Source organism: Streptomyces sp. NBC_00178, assembly GCF_036206005.1.
GTDB lineage: Bacteria > Actinomycetota > Actinomycetes > Streptomycetales > Streptomycetaceae > Streptomyces.
In genome coordinates, this window is record NZ_CP108143.1 from 5,693,934 (window position 1) to 5,719,050 (window position 25,117).

26 protein-coding genes and 1 riboswitch are annotated in these 25,117 nt (G+C 71.8%); of the genes, 21 read left to right on the forward strand and 5 right to left on the reverse strand.

What is annotated here, in order from left to right:
• Nucleotides 1-25 precede the first annotated feature (25 nt).
• A complete protein-coding gene (locus OHT61_RS24880) occupies nt 26-814 on the reverse strand; it encodes an IclR family transcriptional regulator (RefSeq protein ID WP_329041286.1) in 789 nt (262 codons plus the stop codon).
• 122 nt (nt 815-936) lie between these two features.
• Between OHT61_RS24880 and OHT61_RS24885 the strand changes: the two genes are divergently transcribed.
• The 3 genes from OHT61_RS24885 to OHT61_RS24895 all read left to right on the forward strand — a co-directional run bounded on the left by OHT61_RS24885 (nt 937) and on the right by OHT61_RS24895 (nt 4,739).
• The gene (locus OHT61_RS24885) at nt 937-1,914 is read left to right on the forward strand and encodes a 5-dehydro-4-deoxyglucarate dehydratase (RefSeq protein ID WP_329041287.1); all 978 of its coding nucleotides are present in this window, start codon (nt 937-939) and stop codon (nt 1,912-1,914) included.
• Nucleotides 1,915-2,028: 114 nt separating this feature from the next.
• Nucleotides 2,029-3,366, forward strand: a complete 1,338-nt coding sequence (locus tag OHT61_RS24890) for a gluconate:H+ symporter (protein WP_329041288.1) — start codon at nt 2,029-2,031, stop codon at nt 3,364-3,366.
• A gap of 44 nt (nt 3,367-3,410) precedes the next feature.
• Nucleotides 3,411-4,739 (forward strand): enolase C-terminal domain-like protein, encoded by a 1,329-nt coding sequence (locus OHT61_RS24895; RefSeq protein WP_329041290.1) that lies wholly within the window; start codon nt 3,411-3,413, stop codon nt 4,737-4,739.
• 185 nt (nt 4,740-4,924) lie between these two features.
• Here the strand turns inward: OHT61_RS24895 and OHT61_RS24900 are convergent, their stop codons facing one another.
• Complete coding sequence (locus OHT61_RS24900; protein WP_329041291.1) at nt 4,925-5,875, reverse strand: hypothetical protein; 951 nt, start codon at nt 5,873-5,875, stop codon at nt 4,925-4,927.
• A gap of 193 nt (nt 5,876-6,068) precedes the next feature.
• On the opposite strand from OHT61_RS24900, the gene OHT61_RS24905 reads away from it, so the two are divergent.
• From OHT61_RS24905 to OHT61_RS24915, 3 genes are all read left to right on the forward strand, one after another.
• The gene (locus OHT61_RS24905) at nt 6,069-8,339 is read left to right on the forward strand and encodes a heavy metal translocating P-type ATPase (RefSeq protein ID WP_329041292.1); all 2,271 of its coding nucleotides are present in this window, start codon (nt 6,069-6,071) and stop codon (nt 8,337-8,339) included.
• Nucleotides 8,340-8,423: 84 nt separating this feature from the next.
• Nucleotides 8,424-8,876 (forward strand): flavodoxin family protein, encoded by a 453-nt coding sequence (locus OHT61_RS24910; RefSeq protein ID WP_329041293.1) that lies wholly within the window; start codon nt 8,424-8,426, stop codon nt 8,874-8,876.
• Nucleotides 8,877-9,053: 177 nt separating this feature from the next.
• On the forward strand, nt 9,054-9,692 hold the full coding sequence (locus tag OHT61_RS24915) for a TetR/AcrR family transcriptional regulator (protein ID WP_329041294.1): 639 nt from the start codon (nt 9,054-9,056) through the stop codon (nt 9,690-9,692).
• Between the two features lie 185 nt (nt 9,693-9,877).
• Here the strand turns inward: OHT61_RS24915 and OHT61_RS24920 are convergent, their stop codons facing one another.
• Nucleotides 9,878-10,108 (reverse strand): hypothetical protein, encoded by a 231-nt coding sequence (locus tag OHT61_RS24920; RefSeq protein WP_329041295.1) that lies wholly within the window; start codon nt 10,106-10,108, stop codon nt 9,878-9,880.
• Nucleotides 10,109-10,464: 356 nt separating this feature from the next.
• Nucleotides 10,465-10,652, forward strand: a riboswitch (cyclic di-AMP (ydaO/yuaA leader).
• 2 nt (nt 10,653-10,654) lie between these two features.
• Between OHT61_RS24920 and OHT61_RS24925 the strand changes: the two genes are divergently transcribed.
• On the forward strand, nt 10,655-11,506 hold the full coding sequence (locus tag OHT61_RS24925; RefSeq protein ID WP_329041296.1) for a LysM peptidoglycan-binding domain-containing protein: 852 nt from the start codon (nt 10,655-10,657) through the stop codon (nt 11,504-11,506).
• Between the two features lie 224 nt (nt 11,507-11,730).
• A complete protein-coding gene (locus OHT61_RS24930) occupies nt 11,731-12,336 on the forward strand; it encodes a hypothetical protein (protein WP_329041298.1) in 606 nt (201 codons plus the stop codon).
• 72 nt (nt 12,337-12,408) lie between these two features.
• On the opposite strand, the gene OHT61_RS24935 is transcribed toward OHT61_RS24930, so the two are convergent.
• Nucleotides 12,409-13,302, reverse strand: coding sequence for an SIS domain-containing protein (locus tag OHT61_RS24935; protein WP_329041299.1), 894 nt, complete (start codon nt 13,300-13,302; stop codon nt 12,409-12,411).
• A gap of 405 nt (nt 13,303-13,707) precedes the next feature.
• Here OHT61_RS24935 and OHT61_RS24940 point away from each other — a divergent pair, with 405 nt between their 5' ends.
• From OHT61_RS24940 to mmuM, 12 genes are all read left to right on the forward strand, one after another.
• Nucleotides 13,708-14,700, forward strand: coding sequence for an MBL fold metallo-hydrolase (locus OHT61_RS24940; RefSeq protein WP_329041300.1), 993 nt, complete (start codon nt 13,708-13,710; stop codon nt 14,698-14,700).
• Between the two features lie 36 nt (nt 14,701-14,736).
• Nucleotides 14,737-16,233 (forward strand): ATP-binding protein, encoded by a 1,497-nt coding sequence (locus OHT61_RS24945; protein ID WP_329041301.1) that lies wholly within the window; start codon nt 14,737-14,739, stop codon nt 16,231-16,233.
• A complete protein-coding gene (locus OHT61_RS24950; protein WP_329041302.1) occupies nt 16,230-16,652 on the forward strand; it encodes a roadblock/LC7 domain-containing protein in 423 nt (140 codons plus the stop codon). Before OHT61_RS24945 ends, OHT61_RS24950 begins: the two co-directional genes overlap by 4 nt.
• Complete coding sequence (locus OHT61_RS24955) at nt 16,649-17,002, forward strand: DUF742 domain-containing protein (RefSeq protein WP_329041303.1); 354 nt, start codon at nt 16,649-16,651, stop codon at nt 17,000-17,002. The genes OHT61_RS24950 and OHT61_RS24955 overlap by 4 nt, the downstream gene beginning before the upstream one ends.
• Nucleotides 16,980-17,594 (forward strand): GTP-binding protein, encoded by a 615-nt coding sequence (locus tag OHT61_RS24960; protein WP_329041304.1) that lies wholly within the window; start codon nt 16,980-16,982, stop codon nt 17,592-17,594. Before OHT61_RS24955 ends, OHT61_RS24960 begins: the two co-directional genes overlap by 23 nt.
• Nucleotides 17,591-18,898 carry a cytochrome P450 gene (locus OHT61_RS24965; protein WP_329041305.1) on the forward strand — a complete coding sequence of 436 codons (1,308 nt, stop codon included), beginning with the start codon at nt 17,591-17,593 and terminating at the stop codon, nt 18,896-18,898. Before OHT61_RS24960 ends, OHT61_RS24965 begins: the two co-directional genes overlap by 4 nt.
• 75 nt (nt 18,899-18,973) lie before the next feature.
• A complete protein-coding gene (locus OHT61_RS24970) occupies nt 18,974-19,390 on the forward strand; it encodes a cell division protein SepF (RefSeq protein WP_329041306.1) in 417 nt (138 codons plus the stop codon).
• A gap of 55 nt (nt 19,391-19,445) precedes the next feature.
• Nucleotides 19,446-20,618, forward strand: coding sequence for an ATP-binding protein (locus tag OHT61_RS24975; RefSeq protein ID WP_329041307.1), 1,173 nt, complete (start codon nt 19,446-19,448; stop codon nt 20,616-20,618).
• The gene (locus OHT61_RS24980) at nt 20,615-20,974 is read left to right on the forward strand and encodes a nucleotide pyrophosphohydrolase (RefSeq protein ID WP_329041308.1); all 360 of its coding nucleotides are present in this window, start codon (nt 20,615-20,617) and stop codon (nt 20,972-20,974) included. Before OHT61_RS24975 ends, OHT61_RS24980 begins: the two co-directional genes overlap by 4 nt.
• A 174-nt stretch (nt 20,975-21,148) precedes the next feature.
• Nucleotides 21,149-21,673 (forward strand): DUF6099 family protein, encoded by a 525-nt coding sequence (locus OHT61_RS24985; RefSeq protein ID WP_329041309.1) that lies wholly within the window; start codon nt 21,149-21,151, stop codon nt 21,671-21,673.
• An 86-nt stretch (nt 21,674-21,759) separates the two neighbouring features.
• The gene (locus OHT61_RS24990) at nt 21,760-22,683 is read left to right on the forward strand and encodes an LLM class F420-dependent oxidoreductase (protein ID WP_329041310.1); all 924 of its coding nucleotides are present in this window, start codon (nt 21,760-21,762) and stop codon (nt 22,681-22,683) included.
• A gap of 74 nt (nt 22,684-22,757) precedes the next feature.
• Nucleotides 22,758-23,690 (forward strand): homocysteine S-methyltransferase, encoded by a 933-nt coding sequence (gene mmuM / locus OHT61_RS24995; RefSeq protein ID WP_329041311.1) that lies wholly within the window; start codon nt 22,758-22,760, stop codon nt 23,688-23,690.
• A gap of 239 nt (nt 23,691-23,929) precedes the next feature.
• Here the strand turns inward: mmuM and OHT61_RS25000 are convergent, their stop codons facing one another.
• Entirely contained in the window at nt 23,930-24,118 is a 189-nt protein-coding gene (locus OHT61_RS25000; protein ID WP_329041312.1) for a hypothetical protein, read from the reverse strand.
• A 143-nt stretch (nt 24,119-24,261) separates the two neighbouring features.
• On the opposite strand from OHT61_RS25000, the gene OHT61_RS25005 reads away from it, so the two are divergent.
• Nucleotides 24,262-24,786, forward strand: a complete 525-nt coding sequence (locus OHT61_RS25005) for a DUF5959 family protein (protein WP_329041314.1) — start codon at nt 24,262-24,264, stop codon at nt 24,784-24,786.
• The last annotated feature ends 331 nt before the right edge of the window (nt 24,787-25,117 follow it).

Here is a 25,117-nt window from a genome sequence, read left to right on the forward strand (position 1 = left end):
CTCACGGTCTGTCCCCGGGACCCGGTCAGCGCCAGTCGGGCGCTCCCGGGCCCGGGGACAGGCTGCGTTCGATCTTCGTCCTGATCTCCCGCATGACCGCTACGACTCGGGCCTCGTGCTCCGCGCCGAGCCGCGCCACCGGAACCGAGCAGCTGATGGCGTCGGTGGCCGGCGAGTCGTACCGCAGGGCGAAGCCGAAGCCCGCGATGCCGTTCACGGTCTCCTCGCGGTCGACGGAATAGCCGCGCTCGCGCACCCGGGCGAGGTCGGCGAACAGTGCGGCACGCCCGGTGAGCGTGTTCTCCGTGCACGCCGTCAAAGGCCCCTCCGGCAGCGGGAGCAGGGCGTCGGGCCGCTCGGCGAGCAGGGCCTTGCCGAGTGCGCCGGCATGGGCCGGGACCCTGCGGCCGACGCGGCTGAGGGTGCGTACGTACGCATGGGACTCCCGTGTCGCGAGGTAGACGACGTTCGGGCCGTCGAGCCGGGCCAGGTGGATCGTCTCGCCCAGTGCCTCCGAAGCCTCGTCGAGGTAGGGGCGGGCCGCTCGTACGTGCGGATCGCCGTCCAGGTAGCTCGTGCCGGTGTGCAGGGCGCGGATCCCGATGCCGTAGAGGGAGCCCGTCGTGTCGGTGCGCACCCAGCCGCAGTCGATGAGGGTCCGCAGCAGTTGGTACATGCTGCTGCGTGGTACGCCCAGTTCCCCGGCGAGTTCGTCCAGGCGGGCCGGGCGGTCGCCCCGGGCGGCGAGGAGTTCGAGCAGGGCGACCGTTCGGGACGCCGACTTCACACCACGGACACCGCTGTTCTCCGGCATGACCACATCGTAGATCCGCGGCCTCGGCCGCATCGTGAATCCGCGCTGCCGCACCCATTGACCTCCGCTCGTTCACAGGCCTAGCCTCCGTTCTCATACATGTACGCCATCTGCATATGGGGATGAGAGCTGTGGAGCGGTCCAGCGCGGAAGCGGAACACCGAGGAGTCGTGCAACGGCTGCGCGAGGGCATGGCGGGTGGAGTGCTCTCCTTCCCCCTCACCAGCTTCGGCGAGGACGGCGGTCTCGACCTGGAGTCGTACCGGGCTTACCTGACGGCTCAGGTGGCCACCGGGCCCGGCGCGGTCTTCCCGGCCTGCGGGACGGGCGAGTTCAGCGCGCTGGACGAGGACGAGTACCGCGCGGTCGTCCGGACGGCCGTGGAGGTCGCCGGAGGCAGGCTGCCCGTCGTGGCGGGAACCGGCTACGGCTGGGCGCAGGCGGTCCGCTTCGCCCGCATCGCCGAGGAGGCGGGCGCGGACGCCCTGCTCGTGATGCCCCACTACCTCGTCGAAGCACCACAGGACGGCCTCGTCGAGCAGCTCCGCCGCATCGCGGGCGGCACGCGTCTCCCGCTGATCGCCTACCAGCGCGGCCACGTCGCGTTCACCGCCGCGAGTGTGCGCCGGATCGCCGGCATCCCCGGGGTCATCGGCCTCAAGGACGGGCACAGCGACCTCGACCGGCTGCAGCGCCTCACGCTTGCCGCGCCCGACGGCTTCCTCTTCTTCAACGGCGCGGCCACCGCCGAGATCCAGGCCCGCGCCTACGCCACGGTCGGTGTCCCGGCCTACTCGTCCGCCGTCCACGCCTTCGCGCCCGAGATCGCGGACGCCTGCTTCGCCGCCCTGCGCGACGGCGACGGCACCGCCGTGGACGCCCTGCTGCGCGACTTCTACATCCCGCTCGTCGAACTGCGCGACCGGTCACCCGGTTACGCGGTGTCGCTGGTCAAGGCCGCCGCCCGGATGCGCGGGCTGCCCGTAGGCCCCGTACGCGCCCCGCTCGTCGACCCCGGTCCCGACGACCTCGCCGACCTGGAGCAGGTCCTCGACGCCGGGCTGGGCATCGTCGGCGCCGCACGGCGGCGCGGCGCCTGACGGGCCGGGACCGACGCTTCGGCGCCTCGGGAGCGCAACCGGCCGGTGCCGCAGCCGATCAGCGCCGCAACAGACCGACAGCTCGACAGCTCGACCTTTCGAAGGGGAACCGACATGCCGCTCCTGGTAGTCGGGATCAGCGTCCTGGTCCTGCTCCTCCTGATGACCCGGCTGAAGCTCAACGGCTTCGCCGCCCTCCTCTTCGTGGCGGTCGGAGTGGCCCTGGTCCAGGGCATCCCGGTCACCGACATCCCCGACGTCCTCTCCGAGGGCATCGGGGACCAGATCGGCGACACCATGCTGATCATCGGGCTCGGCGCCATGGTCGGCCGGATCATGGGCGACTCCGGGGCCGCCCAGCGCATCGCGGGCAAGCTGCTCGACGCCTTCGGGCCGCGCCGGGTGCAGGTGGCCATGGTGGTCACGTCCATGCTCATCGGCGTGACCATGTTCTACGAGGTCGCCTTCATCATCATCGTGCCGATCGCGTTCACTCTGGTCAGGGTCACCGGGGTCGGACTGCTGTGGGTGGGACTGCCGATGTCCATCGCCCTGTCGACGATGCACAGCTTCCTGCCCCCGCACCCCGGCCCCACCGCCGTCGCCGCGGCCTTCCACGCCTCCGTCGGGCACACCCTCCTCTACGGCCTCTTCATCGCCGTACCGGCCGGCGCGCTGATCGCACTCCTGTGGCCGCGCCTGCCGTTCGTCCGGGCGATGGACCCCTCCATACCCGAGGGCCTCGTCAGCGAGCGGGAGTTCACCGACGAGGAGATGCCGGGAATGGGCTGGTCGCTGTGCGTGGCCCTGTTCCCCGTGGTGCTCATCGCCGGCGCGGCCGTCACCGACATGCTCGCGACGAGCGAGGGCGCCTTCCCGCACGTCGTCGGCTTCCTCGGCTCGGCGCCGATCGCGCTCCTGCTGACCCTCCTCCTCGCGGCCTGGGCCTTCGGTCCCCGGATCGGCCGCAGCCTGGCGGACGTCAGCGACTCCTGCGCCTCCGCCGCCCGGGCGATGGCGATGATCCTGCTGGTCATCGGGGCGGGCGGCGCCTTCAAGAACGTCCTCGTCGAGGGAGGCACATCCGACTACATCAAGGACGTCACGGAGCACTGGGCCGTCTCCCCGATCATCCTGGCGTGGCTCGTCGCCGCCATCCTCCGCATCGCGCTCGGTTCGGCGACGGTCGCCGTCGTCACCGCCTCCGGTGTCGTGCTCCCGCTCCTGACGGGCAGTGGAACCCACGCCGAGATGATGGTTCTCGCCGTCTCGTGCGGGTCGATCGCCTTCTCCCACGTCAACGACCCGGGATTCTGGCTCTTCAAGGAGTACTTCAACCTCTCGGTCGTCCAGGCGATCAAGGTCCGCACGAGCTACACGACCGTGCTCGCGGTCATCGGCCTCGGCGGTGTCCTGGCCGGCGAACAGATCCTCGACTCCCTCGGACTCTGAAGCCCCGACCACGCCCGCCCACGCACCCAAGGAACCCGACAGCCATGAGCCAGCCGACCGTCACCCGCTTCGCCGTCTACCCCGTCGCGGGCCGCGACAGCATGGAACTGAACCTCTCGGGCGCCCACGGGCCCTACTTCACCCGCAACATCGTCGTCCTGACCGACTCCGACGGGCGGACGGGACTGGGGGAGGTGCCCGGCGGGGAGAAGATCACCCGGACCCTGCGGGACGCCGAACCGCTTGTCATCGGCGCGAAGGTGGGCGACTACGCACGCGTACTCCGCGAGATCGGGACCCGGTTCGCCGACCGTGACGGGGGAGGGCGGGGCGCCCAGACCTACGACCTGCGGACCACCGTGCACGCCGTCACCGCCGTCGAGTCCGCACTGCTCGACCTGCTCGGACAACACCTCGACGTACCGGTCGCCGCACTGCTCGGCGACGGCAAGCAGCGCGACTCGGTACGGGTGCTGGGCTACCTCTTCTACGTCGGCGACCCGGACCGCACCGGCCTGGACTACATCAGGGAGCCCGGATCGGACACCGAGTGGTACCGCATCCGGCACGAGGAGGCACTCACCCCGCAGGCGATCGTCCGCCAGGCCGAGGCGGCCCACGACCTCTACGGTTTCCAGGACTTCAAGCTCAAGGGCGGCGTCCTGGCGGGAACCGAGGAGGTCGAGGCCGTACGCGCCCTCAAGGAGCGCTTCCCGGAGGCAAGGATCACCCTGGACCCGAACGGCGCGTGGTCCCTGCGGGAAGCCGTCGAGCTGTGCTCCCCGCTCGTCGGCACCCTCGCGTACGCCGAAGACCCCTGCGGAGCCGAGGACGGCTACTCGGGGCGCGAGGTCCTCGCCGAGTTCCGGCGCGCCACGGGCCTCCCCACGGCGACCAACATGATCGCCACCGACTGGCGCCAGCTGACCCACGCCCTGGCGCTGCAGTCGGTGTCCATCCCGCTCGCCGACCCGCACTTCTGGACCATGCGGGGTTCGGTGCGGGTGGCCCAGCTGTGCAACGCGATGGGGCTGACCTGGGGCTGCCACTCCAACAACCACTTCGACATCTCGCTCGCCATGATCACGCACTGCGGTGCGGCGGCCCCGGGGGAGTACAACGCCCTGGACACGCACTGGATCTGGCAGGAGGGCCTGGAACGGCTCACCGTCACGCCGCCCCGCATCGCCGAAGGCGAGATCGCCGTGCCGGACGCTCCGGGTCTGGGGATCGAGCTCGACATGGACCGCCTCCTCGCGGCCCACGAGCTCTACCGCAAGGAGGCGCTGGGCGCCCGGGACGACACGAGGGCCATGCGCCACCTCGTGCCGGGCTGGACGTTCGACCCCAAGCGGCCCTGCCTGGTGCGCTGAGGGACGCGGTTGGGGCGTCCGGCGCGGGTGAGGAAATCGCTCGGCGCGCCGGCGATGGAGCACGAAAGTGTGCGGCGACGCGTGCTCCGGCGGATCGGCCGGGAGACGTCGCGAGCCTCCTCGGCTCCGGCGCCTGCGCTCTCGCACCCACCGGCCCCACCCCTGGACCCCGCGTCACCCCTCCCTCAGTGCCCATGCCCCTCGTCCCCGGGGCCCAGGGGGACCGGGTCCGAGGGGGCGGCGGGCCGGGGGATGCCCTCGGCCGGCTCGGAGGTGACGGTGAAGGCGGCCGTCCGGACGACGCCGTCGTGCTTGAAGTCGAGGAACAGGCGGTACGTCGCGGCACCGGGCGCCGTCGTCGTGAAGGAGACGTCCGGGCCCGGTCCCGCGCCCTCGGCATGCACGTGCAGGTAGGCGAGGTCACCCGCGCGCAGGGCGACGAGGTGGCCGTAAGCGCCCAGATACGGCTGGAGCGCCGTGACCGGACGGCCGTCCCTGCGCACGGTGAAGGTCACGCGCTCGGCCCGCCCGGGCCTGAGCGTGCCCCCCAGGGACACCGTGTAGCCGTCGACCGTGGCGGATCGGGCGGGCCCGGGGAGCGTGGCCGGCCGGTACGGGCCGGCCACGGCGAGGTCCGCTCCCGGCGTGACGTTGCGGGTCCGCTTCCCGGCGGGTGTGAAGTCGGCGAAGACCCGGTAGTCACCGGCCTCCGGCAGTTCGACGGGCGTGCTCCACGTGCCGTCGGAGTCCCGCGTGGGATGCAGATGACGGTAGGTCGACAGGTCCCGTGAGGCGAGGATCAGGTGCATCTCCCTGCCGTGCTCGCGCCGGAAGCCGGTGACCCGGCGGCCGGACCCGTCGTGCACGGCGAAGCGGAGAGTTCCGGGCCGGTCCGCGGTCATTCGCGAGGTGCGCAGGGCGAGGGTGTAACCGTCCTCGGTGAGCCCGAGCCCGCCGGTCCGTGAGGCCGTCGGCCCGACTCCCGGACGGTGCGTTCCGCTCGCCGGACCGCCGGGGTGCGCAGGGGATCCGACGACTCCGGCCTGGGGTCCGGCGAGCAGCCCGACCCCGTAGGCGGCGCCGAAGGAGGCTGCGAGTGCGGCTGCGAACGCGGTGATCTTCACCAGGGTGTCCATGGGATCTCTCCTGTTCTCTGCCACTCCATGACGGGAGGCCCCGCCGTGGCTCAAGAGGGGGAGTCTATACCCCTGGGGGGTATAGACCGAAGGGTCGGGGGCGGGCGGCTTGCGTATACCTCCAGGGGGTATACCCTGGAGATCGCCACATACCCCTAAGGGGTATCTGCGTCTTTCGGAGGAGGAGCAGCGGATGACACCCACGATTCCGGATACCGCGCGGGTCGAGCTCGCCATCGGTGGCATGACCTGCGCCTCGTGCGCGGCGCGGATCGAGAAGAAGCTGAACCGCATGGAAGGGGTTGAGGCCACCGTCAACTACGCCACGGAGAAGGCCACCGTCACGTTCGCCGACGACGTCTCGGTCGGCGACCTGATCGCCACGGTCGAAGCGACCGGCTATTCGGCCCGGCCTCCGGCTCCACCCCGTGCCGCTCCCGAAAGCGGTTCCGCGGCGGGCGCCCGGCCCGACGGGGAACCCGTGGACGCCGGGCTCACGTCGCTGCGGCAGCGGCTGATCACCGCCGCGGTGCTCGCCGTGCCGGTCATCGCCATGGCGATGATCCCGGCGCTCCAGTTCACCTACTGGCAGTGGCTGTCCCTCACGCTCGCCGCCCCCGTCGTGACCTACGCAGCCTGGCCCTTCCACCGGGCCGCCTGGGTCAACGCCCGGCACGGCGCGGCCACCATGGACACCCTGATCTCGGTCGGCACGACCGCCGCGTTCCTGTGGTCCCTCTGGGCGCTCTTCTTCGGCACGGCCGGAATGCCCGGCATGACCCACCCCTTCGAATTCAGCGTCGCGCGCGGGGACGGGGCCGGAAACATCTACCTGGAAGCCGCAGCGGGGGTCACGGCCTTCATCCTGGCCGGCCGCTACTTCGAGGCACGTTCGAAGCGCAGGGCGGGCGCCGCGCTCAGGGCGCTCATGGAGCTGGGGGCCAAGGAGGTCACGGTGCTGCGGGACGGCCGGGAGACGAGGCTGCCCACGTCGGGCCTGCGCATCGGTGACCGCTTCCTGGTCCGCCCCGGCGAGACGATCGCCACCGACGGGACGGTGACCGAGGGCTCGTCCGCGGTGGACGTGTCGATGCTCACCGGCGAATCGGTGCCCGTCGAGGTCTCGGCGGGGGACCCGGTCACCGGGGCGACGCTCAACGCGGGCGGACGCCTGGTCGTCGAAGCCACCAGGATCGGAGCCGACACGCAACTGGCCCGTACGGCCCGGCTCGTGGAGGAAGCCCAGAGCGGCAAGGCGGCGGCCCAGCGGCTGGCGGACAGGATCTCCGCCGTGTTCGTACCCGTGGTCATGGGCCTGGCACTCGCCACCCTCGGATTCTGGCTCGGCTCGGGGGCCGGGCTCACGGCGGCCTTCACCGCGGCCGTCGCCGTGCTGATCATCGCCTGTCCCTGCGCCCTCGGGCTCGCCACGCCCACCGCGCTGATGGCCGGTACCGGGCGCGGTGCCCAGCTCGGCATCCTCATCAAGGGGCCCGAGGTGCTGGAGACGACCCGCCGCGTCGACACGGTCGTCCTCGACAAGACAGGCACCATCACCACGGGCCGCATGACACTGCTGAAGGTCCATGTGGCCGAAGGTGCCGACGAATCCGAAGTCCTGCGGCTCGCAGGTGCGTTGGAGCACGCGTCCGAGCACCCGATCGCCCGGGCCGTCGCGGAGGGCGCCGTCCGCCGCGTGGGGGCTCTGCCCGTCCCCGAGGAATTCCACGGCCTCGCCGGTCTCGGCGTCCAGGGGGTCGTCGAGGGGCGCGCGGTTCTCGTGGGACGCCAGAGGCTGCTGGTGGAACGCGCGGTCGAGCTGCCCGGCCCGCTCCAGGACGTCAAGGACCGGGCGGAGGGGAAGGGCAGGACGGCGATCGTGGTGGCCTGGGACGGCGAGGCGCGCGCGGTCCTGGAGGTCGCCGACGCGGTCAAGGAGACCAGCGCCGAGGCCGTCCGGCGGTTGCGGGCGCTGGGGCTGACCCCGATCCTGCTGACCGGCGACAACAAGACGGTCGCGTCCTCGGTCGCAGCCGAGGTCGGCATCGACGAGGTCGTCGCCGATGTGATGCCGCAGGAGAAGGCGGACGTCGTCCGGAAGCTTCAGGAGCAGGGGCGGAGCGTCGCCATGGTCGGCGACGGCGTCAACGACGCCGCGGCGCTCGCCCGGGCCGACCTGGGCCTCGCCATGGGCACGGGCACCGACGCGGCGATCGAGGCCGGGGACCTGACCCTCGTGCGGGGGGACCTCCGGGCCGCCGTCGACGCCATACGGCTCGCGCGCCGCACTCTGGGCACGATCCGCTCGAACCTCTTCTGGGCCTTCGCCTACAACGTGGCGGCGCTCCCGCTCGCAGCCGCCGGCCTGCTCAACCCGATGATCGCCGGAGCGGCCATGGCCCTCTCCTCCGTGTTCGTCGTGGGCAACAGCCTTCGCCTGCGCGGTTTCCGCGCCGAGGCCTGAGACGGCGGGGTGGACCGGGGTCCCCGGCGGGAGTCGCGGACCCCGGTTTGCGTACGTCCGCCGGGGGCGGCAGGGTTCGGGGGTGTGGCCACTCTGCTGATCGTGCATCACACGCCGTCGCCCAACTGCCAGGCGCTGTTCGAAGCCGTGGTCGCGGGGGCGACCGCCGACGGTATCGAGGACGTACGGGTCGTGCGGCGGGCGGCGCTCTCCGCCACGGCCTCGGACGTACTCGCCGCCGACGGCTACCTGCTCGGCACGCCGGCGAACCTCGGGTACATGTCCGGAGCACTCAAGCACTTCTTCGACCAGGTCTACTACCCGTGCCTGGACGAGACGAAGGGCCGCCCCTTCGGCTTCTGGGTGCACGGGGGCAACGACGTCACCGGCGCCGTCCGGGGCATCGAGGCGATCACCACCGGCCTCGGCTGGCGGCGTGCGGCCGAGGCGGTGACCCTCACGGGAGAGCCGGGCAAGGCCGACGAGGAGGCGTGCTGGGAGCTGGGCGCGACGGTGGCCGCCGGACTCATGACCTGAGGCCCCGCCGCCTTTGCGCCGACGGACGGGAGATCCGGGGCGCGGGACCGGCGTGCCGCCGGGCCCCCCGAGGCCGCCTCCGGCCGTCCTTCCGCGACACGCACCGCCGACCCCACGGCCGGATGCCGCACCGCCGCACTAGAGTGGACTGGACAGTCCAGTACTGGAGGTGCCGGGATGCCGTCCGTGAAGCCCGGTGAGTTGCGGCTCACCGCCAAGGGGGAAGCCACCCGCAGGCGCATCGTCGAGGGTGCGGCGGTGCAGATCCGGACCGGAGGCGCCGCGGCGACCACGCTCGACGACATCCGCGCGCGCACCTCGACGAGCAAGAGCCAGATCTTCCACTACTTCCCCGGCGGCAAGGAGGAACTGCTGCTCGCCGTCGCCGCGCGTGAGGCCGAGCTCGTCCTGGAGGACCAGGAGCCGCACCTCGGTGATCTGGGCAGCTGGGAGGCGTGGCAGGACTGGCGGGACGCGGTCGTCCGCCGGTACGAGCAGCAGGGCGTGACCTGCCCGCTGGGCGTGCTGATGACCGAACTGGGCCGGGCCACCCCCGCCGCCCAGGTGCTCACCGCCCGGCTGATCGACCAGTGGCAGTCCGCTCTCCGCCGCGGCGTGCGGCGCATGCAGGACAGCGGACAGATGGACGCGGGACTGGACGCCGACCGGACGGCGGCGGCGCTCCTCGCCGCCGTGCAGGGGGGAGTGACCATCCTGATGTCCACCGGCCGGGTCACGCACTTGGAAGCCGCACTCGACGCCACGCTCGGCCTGCTGCGGGCCACGGCTCCGGGGGCGTCCCTCCACGAGGGGTGACGGACACGCTCCGGCCCTGAGGCGCGGCCGTCGCCGCAGCGGGATGCCGGTGCACCCGCCCCGGGTCTGCACGGCTTTGAAGGGCGGTCGGGTCCGTGCGGTACCCGGGGCGGTCCGCGGGCCGCGTCCGCGGCGGTGCCGGGCGCACGCGCCGCGCCCCGTCGTGGTGGCGTGCCGCGCCGCGTTCAGTGCAGCCGCCAGCTGAGCTTGCCGCCGCCCACCCACCGGACGGAAGCCGGGTCGTCCAGGTCGTGCACGGGGATTCCGGCCGCGGCCGCGGCGAGGAGCACGTCGGTCACCTCGGTCGCCGTTCCGATCACCTCTCCGTCGATCTCCACGATGCGGAACGGCGGGTCGCCGGCCTGGACGGGCAGCACGGTGATCCGCGGGTTCGGGAACTGAGGGCTGTAGGTCATGCGGGATCGGTTCCACGGGACCGCACCCACTATGCCTGCATCGGGTACGAGTGAGCCTTATGCCCGATTTACTCCCTTATTTGTAATTGATCCCGTAATCCATAAAAGGCCATTTCGTGTGACCTGGGGACCTTCGATAGGGAACAAAACGCCCTTATCGGACTCAGTGACCAGCGTCACCCCGCACCCCCCTGACGTCGGAACGGGCTCGCCGGTTCCCTTGCGCGCCAAGAGGAATGGAAGGGGCCGTGTGCGATGGATTACATGAATTCACGAAATTCGATCTTGCGCTTGAATTTGGATCATTACTTCGGGCTTGTTCCTTTCGCTATTTCTCGCCTACGGTCACCCTCACTCCGGATGGAACGCCGAATCCTGCCGCCGTCCGGTTACCCGACCACTTCTCGTACGGCAGGAGCGGGGGACCCAAGTAAGTGCCGACCCGGTATCCGGGACGGCTCGGGGTGAAGTCGCATGCTCATGCGGCCGGGCATCTCCAGCTCGAACCCGACAGCTCACTTCGCAGGCGACGGAGAGGAATTCAGCATGCCCGGTTTTTCCAAGCACCCTCGTTCCAGGACCAGTTCGCTGAAGCGCGGCGTCATCGCCGTGACCACGGGTGGAGTCGCTCTCGCGCTGCCCGTGATCGGCGCGACCGGTGCCTTCGCCGCCCCGGCCCAGCCGGCCGCCGCTGAAAAGACGGTGACGTCGACTGCCCTGTCCGCACAGGGAATTGCCGCAAAGCACGCCACGCCCAAGAGCTATTCCGTCGTCGTCGGCGACACCCTCGCCAAGATCGCTCGCGAGCATTCGGTCCACGGCGGCTGGAAGGCCCTCTACGAGGAGAACAAGAAGGTTGTCGGATCGAACCCCGACCTCATTCACCCCGGCCTCGAGCTGACCCTCGGCGGCAAGCACGCCAAGAAGTCCGCGGACAAGCCGGCGAAGTCCCACAAGGCCGACAGGACCGAAAACAGGGCTTCCGGCCGTGCCGACCGTTCGGAGCGCGCCAACACCGAGCTCGCCGCGCAGGGCGCACCGGCTGCCGCGGCCCCCGTCGCCGAGCGGACCGCGTACACGAACAACCTCGACGGCTGGATCAAGGAGTCGCTGGCCGTCATGGCCGAGCACGGCATCCCCGGCACCTACGAGGGCATCCACCGCAACATCATGCGCGAGTCGTCCGGTAACCCGATGGCCATCAACAACTGGGACTCGAACGCCGCTGCGGGCATCCCGTCCAAGGGTCTGCTGCAGGTCATCGACCCGACCTTCCAGGCCTACCACGTGCCCGGCACGTCGCTGGACAGCTACGACCCGGTCGCCAACATCACGGCCGCGTGCAACTACGCCGCCGACCGTTACGGCTCGATCGACAACGTCTTCGGGGCCTACTGAGCCTCAGGTGACGCGTAACCCTCCCGCACCCGGCGTGTGAGGCAGGGCGGGAACGAAGGGTGGTACGGGTCCGGCGGGACCCGTACCACCCTTCTCCCGCATACGGCGCCGGGCCGGGCGCGCAGGTGCCGGACCACCCCACGCGGGTGGTCCGGCACCTGCGTCATGTCTTCCGGGCCCCGGTCGACTGGTTTCGTACAGGTTCGTCGTCCATACTGCCCGCCGTGGAGCAGCGCATAGATTCCAACACCAAGCCCGAGTTCGCCGCGGGGACAGACCCGGCGTACATCCCAGGCCTGACGGCCCCTGCCCCCGCGCGGACGGAGGCGGATGCGGAGGCTGCCGACGCGGTACCGGAGGATGCCCGCAAGGCCGACGGGACGGATGTCCCGGACACGGCCGACGTCCAGGACGCGGTGCCCGGGCAGCCGGCCGACGACCGGGCCGACGCCCCCGGGGCTCCCGGTGACGCGGTGCGGGACGGCGGGGCGGTCATCGCCGACGACGAGGGGACTGCCGCGGGCGCGGACGAGCCGCGTGCCGCCGGCGAAGGACCCGTCTTCGAGGTCAGTGACCGGCGCGGATCCATCCGGGTGGACGCCGAGGGAGTCCGCTTCCAGCTGGACGACCAGGAGGCGGAGTTCGACTGGCCGGAGATCGGCGCGGTCGAGGTCAAGACGGGCCGCTTCGGGCGCCGGTTCACCGTGACGGTCCACCTGTCGAGCCGCCGCTGGTTCAACGCCGAGGTCGAGGCCGACTCCCGGAGCCGCCTCAAGGAGTGGACGGCCGAACTGGACGCCGCGCTGGACGCCCACTTCGAAGAGGGCTGACCGGCAGGCCGTCCAGGCCGCGCACCGGGGCTCCGTGCGAGCCCCGGTGCACGGCCGTGCCGTGACGCGGGGTCAGGCCGCGTCCGTCCCGTCGAGCACCACCGACCGGGTCAGATGGCGCGGCAGATCCGGGTCGAGACCACGAGCGGTCGCGCGGGCGATCGCGAGGCGCTGCACCCGGACCAGGTCGGCCAGCGGGTCCAGATCGCTCTCCACCCAGCGCGCACCCGTCGCGCGTACCTGCTCGGCCAGGCCCTCCGGCGCGGGGCCGAACATCCACGTGGCGGTCCCGGCCGTGGCGATGCTGATGGGCCCGTGGCGGTATTCCATCGCCGGATACGACTCGGTCCAGGACAGCGACGCCTCCTTCATCTTGAGCGCCGCCTCGTTGGCCAGTCCGACCGTCCAGCCGCGCCCCAGGAAGCTGAACTGGGTCGCCTCCAGGAGGCCTTCGGGCAGGGGTCCGGCCAGCGCGGTCTCCGCATCCCGTACGGCCTGCTCGGTGTGCAGGCCGAGGTGTGCGCGGAACAGTGTCAGTGCGGTGGTGGCGAAGCGGGTCTGGACCACCGAGCGTTCGTCGGCGTAGTCGAGGACGACCACCTCGTCGGCGGCGCCCATCACCGGCGTCAGCGGGTCCGCGGTCACCGCGACGGTCCGGGTGGAGCCCCGCAGCCGGGTCAGCAGGTCCAGCACCTCCGTCGTGGTGCCCGAACGCGTCAGAGCCACCACCCGGTCGTACGTGCGGCCGAAGGGGAACTCCGAGGCGGCGTACGCGTCCGACTCGCCCTGACCCGATTCCTCGCGCAACGCGGCGCAGGCCTGCGCCATGTAGTAGGACGTGCCGCAGCCGACGACGGCGATGCGCTCACCCCTCGCGGGCAGGGCCGCCCGCCGGTCCGCGGCGGTCTCCTCGGCACGGCGCCAGCACTCCGGCTGGCCGGCTGTCTCGGTCTCGACATGGGACATGTCCGCACTCCGCTTCCGCTGCTGCTCGCGTCCGGTCGGATGACATGGAGGAAATCGTCGCCCGTTTGATCGATTCTGCATGTTACATGGGTCAAATGAGCAAGAACAAGCATTCGCTTCGCTCGCGCGTCCTGGCCGAGTGGTCTGTTTTCGGCCATGCTCGGTGGGTAGTCGGCCGAATGAGGTTCCGTCGCCACCTTCTGGGTATTCACCGTGCCGCGGGTGCGCATCGGGTGGCATACCGGATATCGGGCGGAAGATGGCCCGTCGGTGCGATGTGTGGTGACCCCGGACCGTCACCGGAGAGTGGCTGTCGGCCGATGACAGGGGCGATTTCGCGTCACGGGCCCCACCGGACCGCCGAGTTCGAACGCGCGGCCGGATCGGGGTCGGCATAATCACCCCATGTCGATCACGGGCGGAAACGTCGTTGGCCTCGGCAGCGGCCTGTACGCCTGGCTGCCGCCGAAGCGGGGGTGGGGGCTGGCCAACTGCGGCCTCCTGGTATCGGACCGCGACGCCCTGTGGATCGACACCCCCTACGACACGGTGCTCGCGGGGCAGTTCCTGGCGGAGAGCCGGAAACTGCTGCCGGGCGGGGTGGACATCGCCCGGGTGATCGTCACCCACGCCAACGGTGACCACTTCTGGGGCGCCGGCGTGCTGCCCGGCGCCGAGATCATCGCCACCCGGGAAGCCCGGGAGCACATCCACTACGACCCCACCCCGCAGCAGCAGCACGCCCTGGTGGCCGGGAGCGACCCGGCGACGCCGCTCGGCGCCTACCTCGCGCGCCACTTCGGGGCCTTCGACTGGTCGGCGACCGAACAGGTCATGCCGACGACCTACTTCACCGGCGAACTCGAACTGACCCTGGGGGACTACCCGGTCCAGGTGACGTCCCTGCCGCCCGCGCACACCGGTGGCGACCTCATCGTCCATCTCCCGGTTCAGCGCACGGTGTTCAGCGGTGACGTGATCTTCTCCTCCACCCCAGGGCAGCCCGGTGACCATCCGGTGCACTGGGCCGGCCCGCTCGACAACGTGATCGACGCCTGCGAACGGGTCCTGGCCACCGGCGCCGAGGTGATCGTGCCCGGCCACGGACCCGTGCTCGACCCGGCAGGGGTGCGGGAGCACATCGGCTATCTCGCGTACGTCCGGGAGCGTGCCCACGCCCTGCACGCGGGGGGCGTTCCCGCACCCGAGGCGGCCCGCCGCGTGATCGCCGAGGGCCGCTACCCGGCACTCGGGCTTCCGGAGCGCCTGGTGGTGACGATCGGGAGCGAGTACCGGCACCTGGACGGGTCCGTCATGCCGGGAGTCCTCCAGGTGATGGCCGAAGTGGCCGAGGTCGCCAGGGAGACCGAGGCCGCGTACACCGGCGGGCCGGCGTGAGCGCCTGCCGGATCGGCCCCCGCGACCGTGCGGGCCGTGAGCCGTCCCCGACAACAGGAACGCGGTGACGCCGTGGTGGCATGGATCGTGGCCCTCATCGCCGTCCTGGCGGCGATATGGTCCGCCGTACAGACGCAGCAGGCCAGACGGGACGCCTACGGCGCCTCGGCACGAGCCGAACTGACCGAACGTCAGGCCAAGGCGGCCGAGGCCAGGACCCTCGCGCTCACCGAGGAGATACGCCAGCTGGCCCGGAAGCGGATCCCCGCGGCGGCCACCGCCCTGTCCCACCGGACCGCGGTCGTCCCCGGCCTGCGCGAGGCCGCCGGCATCGAAGGCGATGCCGCGCGCCTGCTGACCGAGGCGGTGGCGGCGGCGCGCACGGCGATCCTGGAGGAACGCCGCCGCGTCGACGCGGCGGCACGCTCCGCCATGCGGGGCACCTCCGCCAAGATCCAGTCGCTGCTCAACCAGTCGCAGCACCTGCTGCAGGAGCTTCAGCACGAGTACGACGACCCGCGCATCCTGCAACTCGACTTCCGCAACGAACTGGCACTGCGCCGCACCCAGGCCACGGCCGTGCTGTGCGACGCGTGGCCCGGGCTCGCCCGCCAGAACTCCCCGCTCGTCGAGGTCGTGCTCGGTGCCCAGTCCAGGGTGGCCGGATACGAACGCGTCAAGGTCGCCAACCACCTCCGCCAGGAGCGGCTCGCCCTGGTCGCCCGGGCGGCCGAGCCCCTCGCCATCGCGCTCGCCGAGCTGCTGGCCAACGCCACGGCGTACTCGCACCCGGACACCGAAGTGCCGGTCACGGTCCAGCAGACCGCCGGCCGCGGCGCCCTCATCCTGGTCGACGACGCGGGCATCGGCATGGACGACGACGCGCTGAAGAGGGCCCGCGCACTGCTCACCGGACCCGCCGAGGTCCTGCTCACCGAACTCGGCGACCCGCCGCGGACCGGCTTCGCCGTGGTGGGGCGACTCATCGCGCGCTACGGCTTCAGCTGCCACATCGAGCCGTCACCGTACGGAGGGATGCGCGCCATGCTCCGGATCCCGGCGCACCTGCTCACGGTGATGGACGACGACCGCACCCTGTCCGTGCTCGCGCCGAAGCCCGTTGACGCGCGTGCGGCAGAGGCGGACACCGCTCCCGCCGCCGCAGAGGCAGGCCCCGCTCCCGCCGCCGTGGAGGCAGGCCCCGCTCCCGCTGCCGCCGCCGCGGACGAACCGGCAGGGGCCGGGGCGGCCGGCGACCCCGGCGCGCGAACCACCCCCGACACGCCGGACGGCGGCGGCCCTGCCACCGGGCTGCCCACCCGTCGCCGCCGCTCCCGCAGGACGGACGCGCCCGGCACGCCCGCCGCCTCCGCACGGGCGGTGGACGACGAGCCGGTGCTCCGGACCCCGGAACAGGCCGGAGCCGCCTGGACCGCCCTCCAGGAGGGCACCCTCAGCGGCAGGCAGGCTCCCGCGCCGGCGCCCGCACCCTCAGCATCCTCATCGGACGACCAAGGAGACGACGAGACGTGAGCACCACTCCCACCACCGGTGATCTCGCCTGGGTGCTGACCCCGTTGCTGGAACTGCCCGGAGTACAGCACGCCGTGGTCGCGACCGGCGACGGGCTCGTCGAGGGCGCGTCGCCCGGCCTGGACCGTGCGTCCGCCGAGCGCGTCGCCGCCATGACGGCCACCCTGCACGCGGCCGCCCGCGCCTTCACCACCGCGTTCACGGAGGCGCAGTCGCCGCGCCTGGCGCAGACGGTCGTGGAGTCCGACCTGGGCTTCGCCGTCGTCGTACCCGCGGGCAGGAACACGACGCTGGCGCTGTTCGCCGCGCCCGACGCGCACCTGGGCAACATCGCCTACCAGATGCAGGTGCAGGTCACCGCGCTGACCAGGGCCATGCACGCCCCCACCCGCCAACCGGACGCTGCCGACCGGCCATGACCCCTGGCCCAGGGCGTCGCCTGATCCCCGCCTATCTGGTCACCGGTGGCCGTCCCGTGCCCACCGGCCCCGCACTCGACCGCCTTGCCGTGCTCGTCCGCACGGACGCGCACGTGCCGCCGGACGTCGGCTCGGAACAGCGGAGGCTGTGCGAGCTCCTGGAACCCGGGGCCCTGACCGTCGTCGAGTGCGCCGCACATCTGGACCTGCCGGTCAGCGCCACGGTCTTCCTGGCCACGGACCTCGTGGCCGCGGGACATCTGCACGCTCGACCACCGATACCCCGTGCCGGTGAGATCGACCGGTCGCTCGTCGAGAGGCTGCTCGTTGGACTCCGTTCACTCCACTGACCGGGGCGGCGTCGGCTACCTGCCGAGTGCTGCCGAGACCCTGATGAAGCTCGTCGTCACGGGTCCCTTCGGCGTGGGCAAGACGACCCTGATCCGCACCCTGTCGGAGATCCCGACCCTGCACACCGAGGAGGCCATGACACGGTCCAGCGAAGGGCTCGACGACACCGCGGGGCTGCCGGACAAGACCACGACCACGGTCGCCGTCGACTTCGGCCGGCTGACCGTGCAGGACGACCTGGTGCTCTACATGTTCGGCACGCCCGGCCAGGAGCGTTTCCTGCCGCTCTGGGAGGACATCGCGCGCGGCGCTCTCGGCGCGCTGGTCATCGTCGACACCCGCCGGCTCGAGGACTCCTTCGCGGTCATGGACATGGTGGAGGAGCAGGGTCTGCCGTACGCCGTCGCCGTCAACCACTTCCCCGACGCCCCCTCCCACCCGGACGAGGTCCTGCGCAAGCACCTCGACCTCGGCCCCCGCACCCCGCTGATCCAGTGCGACGCCCGCGAGCGCCGGGGCAGCATCGACGCCCTGATCGCCCTCGCCGAACACGCGCTCACCCGGCTGCCCGCGCCCCAGGAACCCTCATGACACCGCCCGTACCCGCCACTTCACCCGCCCCCGCCGCGTACGGGCACGAGCCGCTCGCCCTGTACGGCCCCGGCTTCGCCGCCGACCCGCACGGCCACTACCGCCGGCTGCGCGACCAGGGTCCGCTCGCCCGGGTCCGTATCGCCCCCGACGTCGACGCGTTGCTGGTCGTGGACTACCAGGCCGCCGTCGACCTGCTGCGCGACACCGAAACCTTCACCAAGGACCCGCGTGCCTGGCAGGCGGGGATACCGGCCGACTCCCCAGTCCTGCCCGTGCTCGGCCACCGTCCCACCGCGCTCTTCACCGACGGCGAGGTGCACGCGCGCTACCGGGACGCCATCAACGACACCCTCGCGCTGATCGAACCCCACCTGCTGCGCTCCGAGGTCACCGCGGTGGCCCGGCGGCTCATCGCGGGATTCGCGGCCACCGGCAGCTGCGACCTCATCGCCGAGTACGCGCGCCGCCTGCCCCTCCACGTCTTCACCGCCGCCTTCGGCGTGGACTCGGGAGCGACCGGGCGCGTGGTCCGGGGCATCGCCGGGATGATGGACTCGACCGGGAACGCGGCCGCCGCCTACGACGACCTCGTCGGAGTGGTCGCCGCGCTCGTCGCCGAACGGCGGTCCAGGCCGCGCCGAGACCTCACCACCTACCTGCTCCAGCACCCCGCCGGCCTCGACGACGACGAAGCCGTGCGCCAGATCACCCTCATCATGAGCACGGGCCACGACCCGACGACGAACCTGATCGGCAACGCCCTCCTGCGCATGCTCGGCGACCCCGGCTACGGTGGAGTGCTGCACGGCGGCGCCACGACCGCGCGGGAGGCGATCGACGACGTGCTCTGGCGCGATCCGCCGCTGGCCAACATGGGGGCGCACTACCCGCGTCACGACACCGAGTTCCACGGGGTCGCCCTGCGCGCCGGGCAGTTGGTCCTGGTCTCCTTCGCCGCCGCCAACACCCAGTCGCCGCCGTCCGCTTCGGACCGGGCGGTGCGTTCGGGTGACGGTGCTCACCTGGCCTGGTCGACCGGGCCCCACCGGTGCCCGGCCAGACAGCCGGCCCTGCTGATGGCCATGACCGCGATCGAGGAGCTCACCAGCCAGCTCTGCGACCTCGAACTCGCCGTGGAACCGGGCGAACTGGTCTGGCGTCCGGGCCCCTTCCACCGCGCGCCGGCCCACCTCCCGGTCCGCTTCACCCCGCTCGACACGCTCCCCGAAGCGGGGCATCCAGGTACACATGAAGCTGTCGATCACGTTCCGGACCGTGTCGGTGGTACGCCGAACGGGTGAGGGACGAGAGAATTGCCCGATGAACAGCGAGCGCAGCCGGCGCACAGCCAACCGGCTTACGGACGGGGTGGTTCTGTGAGCAGGTACGACAGGTACGACAGGTACGACAGGTACGACGCCACCGACGAACAGTGGGACGGGCTCGCCCAGGTCGTACCCCTGAGGGGGCGCAACGAGTGGCCGTCCCGGGTCGATCACCGCACGGTCCCCGAACAGCGCGACGCCGCCGATCAGCGGCGCCTCGTCGTCCTGCGGGTGCAGGTGTTCGCGGACGCGCGTGAGGTGGCCGAGTACCTGGTGGCGCAGATTCCGGTCCTGCTGGACCTCACCGGTGCCGAGAGCGACGTGGCCAAGCGCATCCTGGACTTCAGCAGCGGGGTGGTGTTCGGGCTGGGCAGCGGCATGCACCGGGTCGACCGCAACGTCTTCCTGCTCGCGCCGGTCGGCATGGAGGTCGAAGGGGTCACCGCGGCGGGCGTACCCCAATCGTAGGAAGGTCGCGCGGGCGGAACGGTTCACCGCGCGGGGGCGTGCGTACGGTCCGCTCATGACTGTGATCCCCCAGGGGAAGACGGCCCCGCCGCCGTCCCGCGCGGCCCGCCCCGCCCGACCCCGCGTCGGCGAGGCGCGGCTGGACGCCTTCGCCTCGCACCGCCGCACCGTCATCCCGCTCGGTCCGCTCACCCTGCTCACCGGAGGCAGCGGATCGGGCAAGTCGACTGCGTTACGGGGATACGAGGCGCTGGCACGGCTCGCCGCCGGTGACCAGCTGGAAGAGGTGTTCCCCGACCCGGCCGCCTGGGTACCGGAGTGGGCGGGCGCGGACGCGCAGGGCCGACGCGGATTCAGGCTCGGCTGCACGGTGGACGGTCCGGCCGGCCGAGTGAGGCTGGATCTGGCCGTCCAGGCGGAACCCGCGCTGCGCATCGTCGGCGAGCGGCTGGCGGACCATGAGGGGACGTTGCTGAGCACGGCGCTGAGGGACCCCCGGCGCGCCACGGTCCAGGCCGCCTGGCACACGGCCGGGACCGTCCCGGTGACGCGCGCGCCCTTTCCGGGCGACCGGCTGGGCACGGCGCTCCTACCCCTGCGGGTGGCGGGCACGACGGACGGCGAACTGCGGGTGCTGGCCGCCGCGGAACAGGTCGTGGTGGCTCTGCGGTCCGTCTTCGTCTGCGATCCGCTGCCGGAGCGGATGCGCGCCGCCGTGCAGGCAGGGGACGGGCGGCTGACCTCGGACTGCGGAAACCTCGCGGAGGTGCTCGACCGCACCCGCACGCTGTGCGCGCGACGGCACGCCCGTCTGGTCGCCGGTGCGGACACCGGGTGCGTGGGGCCGGTGACGGGCCTGAGCGCCGAGCGGCTGGCCGACGGCACGGTGCGGGCCCGGATGGACCGCGGACCGGGCCGCGGCACCCCCCTCGGCCGGCTCGGCGACGGCGAGCTGCGGTATCTGGGCCTGACGCTGGCGCTGTTGACCGGTTCCCAGGCCATGGCGTCCGACCCGCACACCGAGGTTCCGTCGGCCATGCAGGCGGTCACGGTCCTCGCCGACGGGCTCGACCGGAACCTGGACACGCGTCAGATCCGGGAGTTGCTGACCCTGGCCGCCGCAGTCTGTGCGGGCGGCCACACACGGCTCCTGGGCACGGTCGGCGAGGCGGCCGCGGACGCGGCCCGCGAGGCGGCCGGTGTGACAGTGGTAGACCTGGCACCGTGACGGAATTCGACGCAGCACAACTCCAGCGGAGGCTGGCCGACTTCGCGGTCTCGCGTGGCTGGCAGCCCTACCACACGCCCAAGAACCTGGTCGCCGCCCTCGGCGTCGAGGCCGCCGAACTGCAGGAGATCTTCCAGTGGCTGACCCCGGAGCAGTCGGCGCGGGTGATGGACGACCCCGGCACGGCGTTCCGCGTCGAGGACGAGGTCGCCGACGTCCTGGCCTATCTGCTGCAGTTCTGCGAGGTCCTGGGCATCGACGTGCTGGCGGCCCTCGCGGCCAAGATCGACCGGAACGAGGTGCGTTTCCCGGCCGCTCAAGGCACTGAAGGGCTGCATCGTCACTCTTCGGAGTGATCGACTTATCCACATTCGATATCCTGTCCACAGATTTCCGATTTCCTCTGGCTTTCGTGTGCCACGCACCTCACTGTGGGTAATGAAGAGGGTGAGTGGGCTTTTCGTACCGGCGGTACGGCGACCGGCATCGGTGGCAACAGCGGCGACGGAAGCGGCGACGGGGGAGATCGCATGGAAGCGGAGCGGTTGATCGAGGCGGGCCGTAGGGCCCTGGCGGACAGCGCGGACGTGCCCGCCGTCATGGCGGAGGCGTGGCAGGCGCAGGTGCTCGCCCGGGCGATGGGGGGCCACCTGGCCCGCTGCGGGCCCGCGGAGGTGCGGACCGAGGCGGGCGAGCTCAGTGACACGGGCGCCCCGGGCGGTCCCGTGTCCGAGCACCCCGTCGTCATCGCCGGGGGCGTGCGGGCGTCGCAGCTCACCGCGGTGACGGATGTCGCCGGGGCACTGGCCGCCCTCGCGCACTACCTCGGCGAGGTGGGCATCGCGCTCGTGGGCGTCGCCTGCGGGACGGACGAGGAAGGGCTCTACTGGCAGTGCATCGAGGCCATAGACGCAGCCGACGAGTCGGTCGACCGCGTGCACGGGATGCTGCGACGGCTCGCCGAGCACGAGCGGGAGAGGGACCCGGGCGGTGAGCGGGACGGACCGTACGGGGTGATCCGGGGGCCGGCGGACCCGGTGGGAGGCCGGCCGTGAGGGGTGACCGGTCGCGTCACCGGAGCCCCGGCCGGGGCGGGGTACGGGAGGCGGACGCGCAGGTCCCGAAGGTGCAGGATGGAGGCATGGATCTTCGAATCTTCACCGAGCCCCAGCAAGGGGCGAGCTACGACACCCTGCTCACCGTCGCCAAGGCCGCCGAGGACCTCGGCTTCGACGCCTTCTACCGGTCCGACCACTACCTGCGCATGGGTTCCGGGGACGGCCTGCCCGGGCCGACGGACGCGTGGATCACCCTGGCCGGACTGGCGCGCGAGACCAAGCGGATCCGCCTGGGCACCCTCATGACGGCCGGAACCTTCCGCCTGCCCGGAGTGCTGGCCATCCAGGTCGCCCAGGTCGACCAGATGTCCGGCGGCCGCGTCGAGCTGGGCCTCGGCGCGGGCTGGTTCGAGGAGGAGCACAAGGCCTACGGCATCCCGTTCCCCAAGGAGAAGTTCGGCCGGCTGGAGGAGCAGCTGGCCATCGTCACCGGCCTCTGGGAGACGGAGACCGGCAAGACCTTCAGTTACGACGGCACGTACTACCAGCTGACCGACTCACCCGCGCTGCCGAAGCCCGCCCAGGCGAGGATCCCGGTGCTGATCGGCGGCCACGGCGCCGTCCGTACGCCTCGCCTCGCCGCACGGTACGCCGACGAGTTCAACATCCCGTTCGCCTCCCTCGAGGACAGTGAGAAGCAGTTCGGCAGGGTCAGGGACGCGGCCGTCGCCGCGGGCCGCGCGCCCGACGACCTGGTGTACTCCAACGCCCTGGTCGTCTGCGTCGGCAAGGACGACGCGGAGGTGGCACGGCGGGCTTCCGCGATCGGGCGGGACGTCGACGAGATCAAGGCGAACGGACTGGCCGGCTCGCCCGGAGAGGTCGTCGACAAGATCGGCCGCTTCGCCGCGATCGGCGCCTCCCGCATCTACCTCCAGGTGCTGGACCTCGACGACCTGGACCACCTGGAGCTGATCTCGTCGCAGGTGCAGTCGCAGCTGCGCTGACGCCCCAGGGCGCGGCGAGACCGGTGGGGGACGGCGGAGGCCCGCCGACGGAATCACACGAGCGAGGAGCGGCCGTGAACACCGCACGGACATCTGGGGTTCCGTCCCGTCGTCCCCTCGGCGAGGCACTCGCCGAGGGGACGGTCCTCCTGGACGGCGGACTCTCCAACCAGTTGGAGGCGCAGGGCTGCGACCTGTCCGACGCGCTGTGGTCGGCCCGGCTGCTCGCCGACGCACCCCAGCAGATCGAGGCGGCCCACACGGCCTACGCGCGGGCCGGGGCGCAGGTGCTGATCACCGCCAGCTACCAGGCCACGTTCGAGGGATTCGGCCGACGGGGGATCGGCCGGGCGCGGGCCGCCGAGCTGATGGCCGGGAGCGTGGAGTGGGCGCGCCGCGCGGGAGAGGTGACCGGACGGGACCAGTGGGTCGCCGCCTCGATCGGGCCGTACGGGGCGATGCTCGCGGACGGCAGCGAGTACCGGGGCGGGTACGGGCTGTCCGTCCGCGAGCTGGAGCGCTTCCACCGCCCCCGGGCGGAGGCGCTGGCCGAGGCGGGTCCCGACGTGCTGGCCCTGGAGACGGTGCCCGACATCGACGAGGCCGAGGCGCTGCTGCGGGTGGTCGAGGGTCTCGGAGTGCCGGTGTGGCTGTCGTACAGCGTCGCGGACGGCCGGACCCGGGCCGGACAACCCCTGGAGGAGGCCTTCGGGCTCGTCGCGGGCATGCACCAGGTGGTCGCGGTCGGCGTCAACTGCTGCGACCCCGCCGACGCGGACCCTGCGGTGGAGGCGGCGGCCGCGACGGGCAAGCCCGTGGTGGTCTATCCGAACAGCGGGGAGCGGTGGGACACCAGCGCCCGGAGGTGGACGGGGAGCAGCACCTTCGCGGCGGGCCGGGTGCGGGACTGGCAGCGCGCGGGCGCGCGCCTGATCGGCGGCTGCTGCCGGGTGGGCCCGCGCGAGATCGAGGAACTGGCCGGGCGGGTGGTGCGGCCGGGAGCCTGAACGGCCCGGCTTCATCATGCGGGGGCGCCGTGCCGCACCATCAGGCAGTGCAGTGCAGTGCAGTGCGGTGCCGGGCCTCGCCCCGCCATCAGGCAGTGCACTGCCGGGCCATCGGCGTCGTGCCTCCACCACCGGCGAAGTGGTCGACCGGCCGAGCGGTCCTGCCGGGCGGACAGCTCCACCCGAACTCTCCTCCGTGTACGGTCCCGACGCGTGAGGGAGCCCTCAGGGAAGCCGCCTCATGCCTGGGCGAGAGGTCTGACGGACGCGGTGGCGTCGGACCCGGCCGTCTGCGGCACGGTGACGCGCTCGATGACGATCCCCAGGAGCACCGCCGCCGCGATCATGAGCGCCTCCGCCACGACGAGGAGGCCCATCGGCGCCGGAACGACCGGTGCCGCGAGCGTGAGCAGCACCCCGTGCGCCATCCAGGCGCGGGCACACGGTGGCCGCCGCAGGCGGACCTGGCCACGTGTCCGTGGAACTGCTCGCGCGATGCCGGGTACCGGACAGTCCTCGGCTGCGCGGCGCCTGCATGATGTCGGCACCCGGTGAGAGTGGAGGAGTGGGAATGGCCGAAGGCGGCAGGGTGGATCTCGTCCACCTGACCGATGGGGAAAACAGTCTCAGGATTGGTGTCCTGGGCCGCCGCATGCCCGGGGTATTGCCCTGGCACGACTTTCTCGATGTGGAGGTCGTCGTGACGAGCGCGTTTGCTCATGGACGCCTGGAAGTGTGTCTGGCGCCGACCGATCTGGACGACTGGGCCCAGGTCTTGGGCGAGCTCGCCGCAGGGCGGAGCGCCACATGGATGGACGACGGACGCAATCCCGGGATCCGCTTCGCATCCTCCGGACAGGACGGGGTCGCGGTGGTCGTGGTGGAGGACGTGGCCGGATCGGGAACATCGGTCCGCGTTCCGGTGCGCGTGGCCGGTGGATGGACCGATGAGCTGGAGGAACGGCTCGGGCACGTCCGGGCGGCCTGGCCTCAGGAGGCCGTGGAGACCGCCCCGGGCGCCTACGAGTGGCGGCGTGCTCGCGCGTACCGACCGCGCACGGACGGTACGCCGGAAGCGGTGGGACGAGTGGTGTGACGCCGTCGCGGTGGCCACCGGCAGGGTGTGAACGGGCGCGGGACACCGGTGGTTTCGGTTGGCGTACAGCCGTTCCAGAAGCGGAATGAGTAACTCTTGTTTGTCAGTGGTGGGTGAGATGATGAAAGGACATCGAGGAGAGGAGGAAACGACATCGACACACCACTACGCAAGCAGGCGAAGAAGTTGAAGGCGGGTGACCATCTGAGACTGTGGAACGGCAGGACCGCCGAAATTCCCGCAATTGAGGAAGGGGTGAACCAGGACGGCAGGAAGGCGCTCGTCCTGCGTCTGCACAAGGAGAAGGCTGTGATTGTTAAGCGAGAGACAT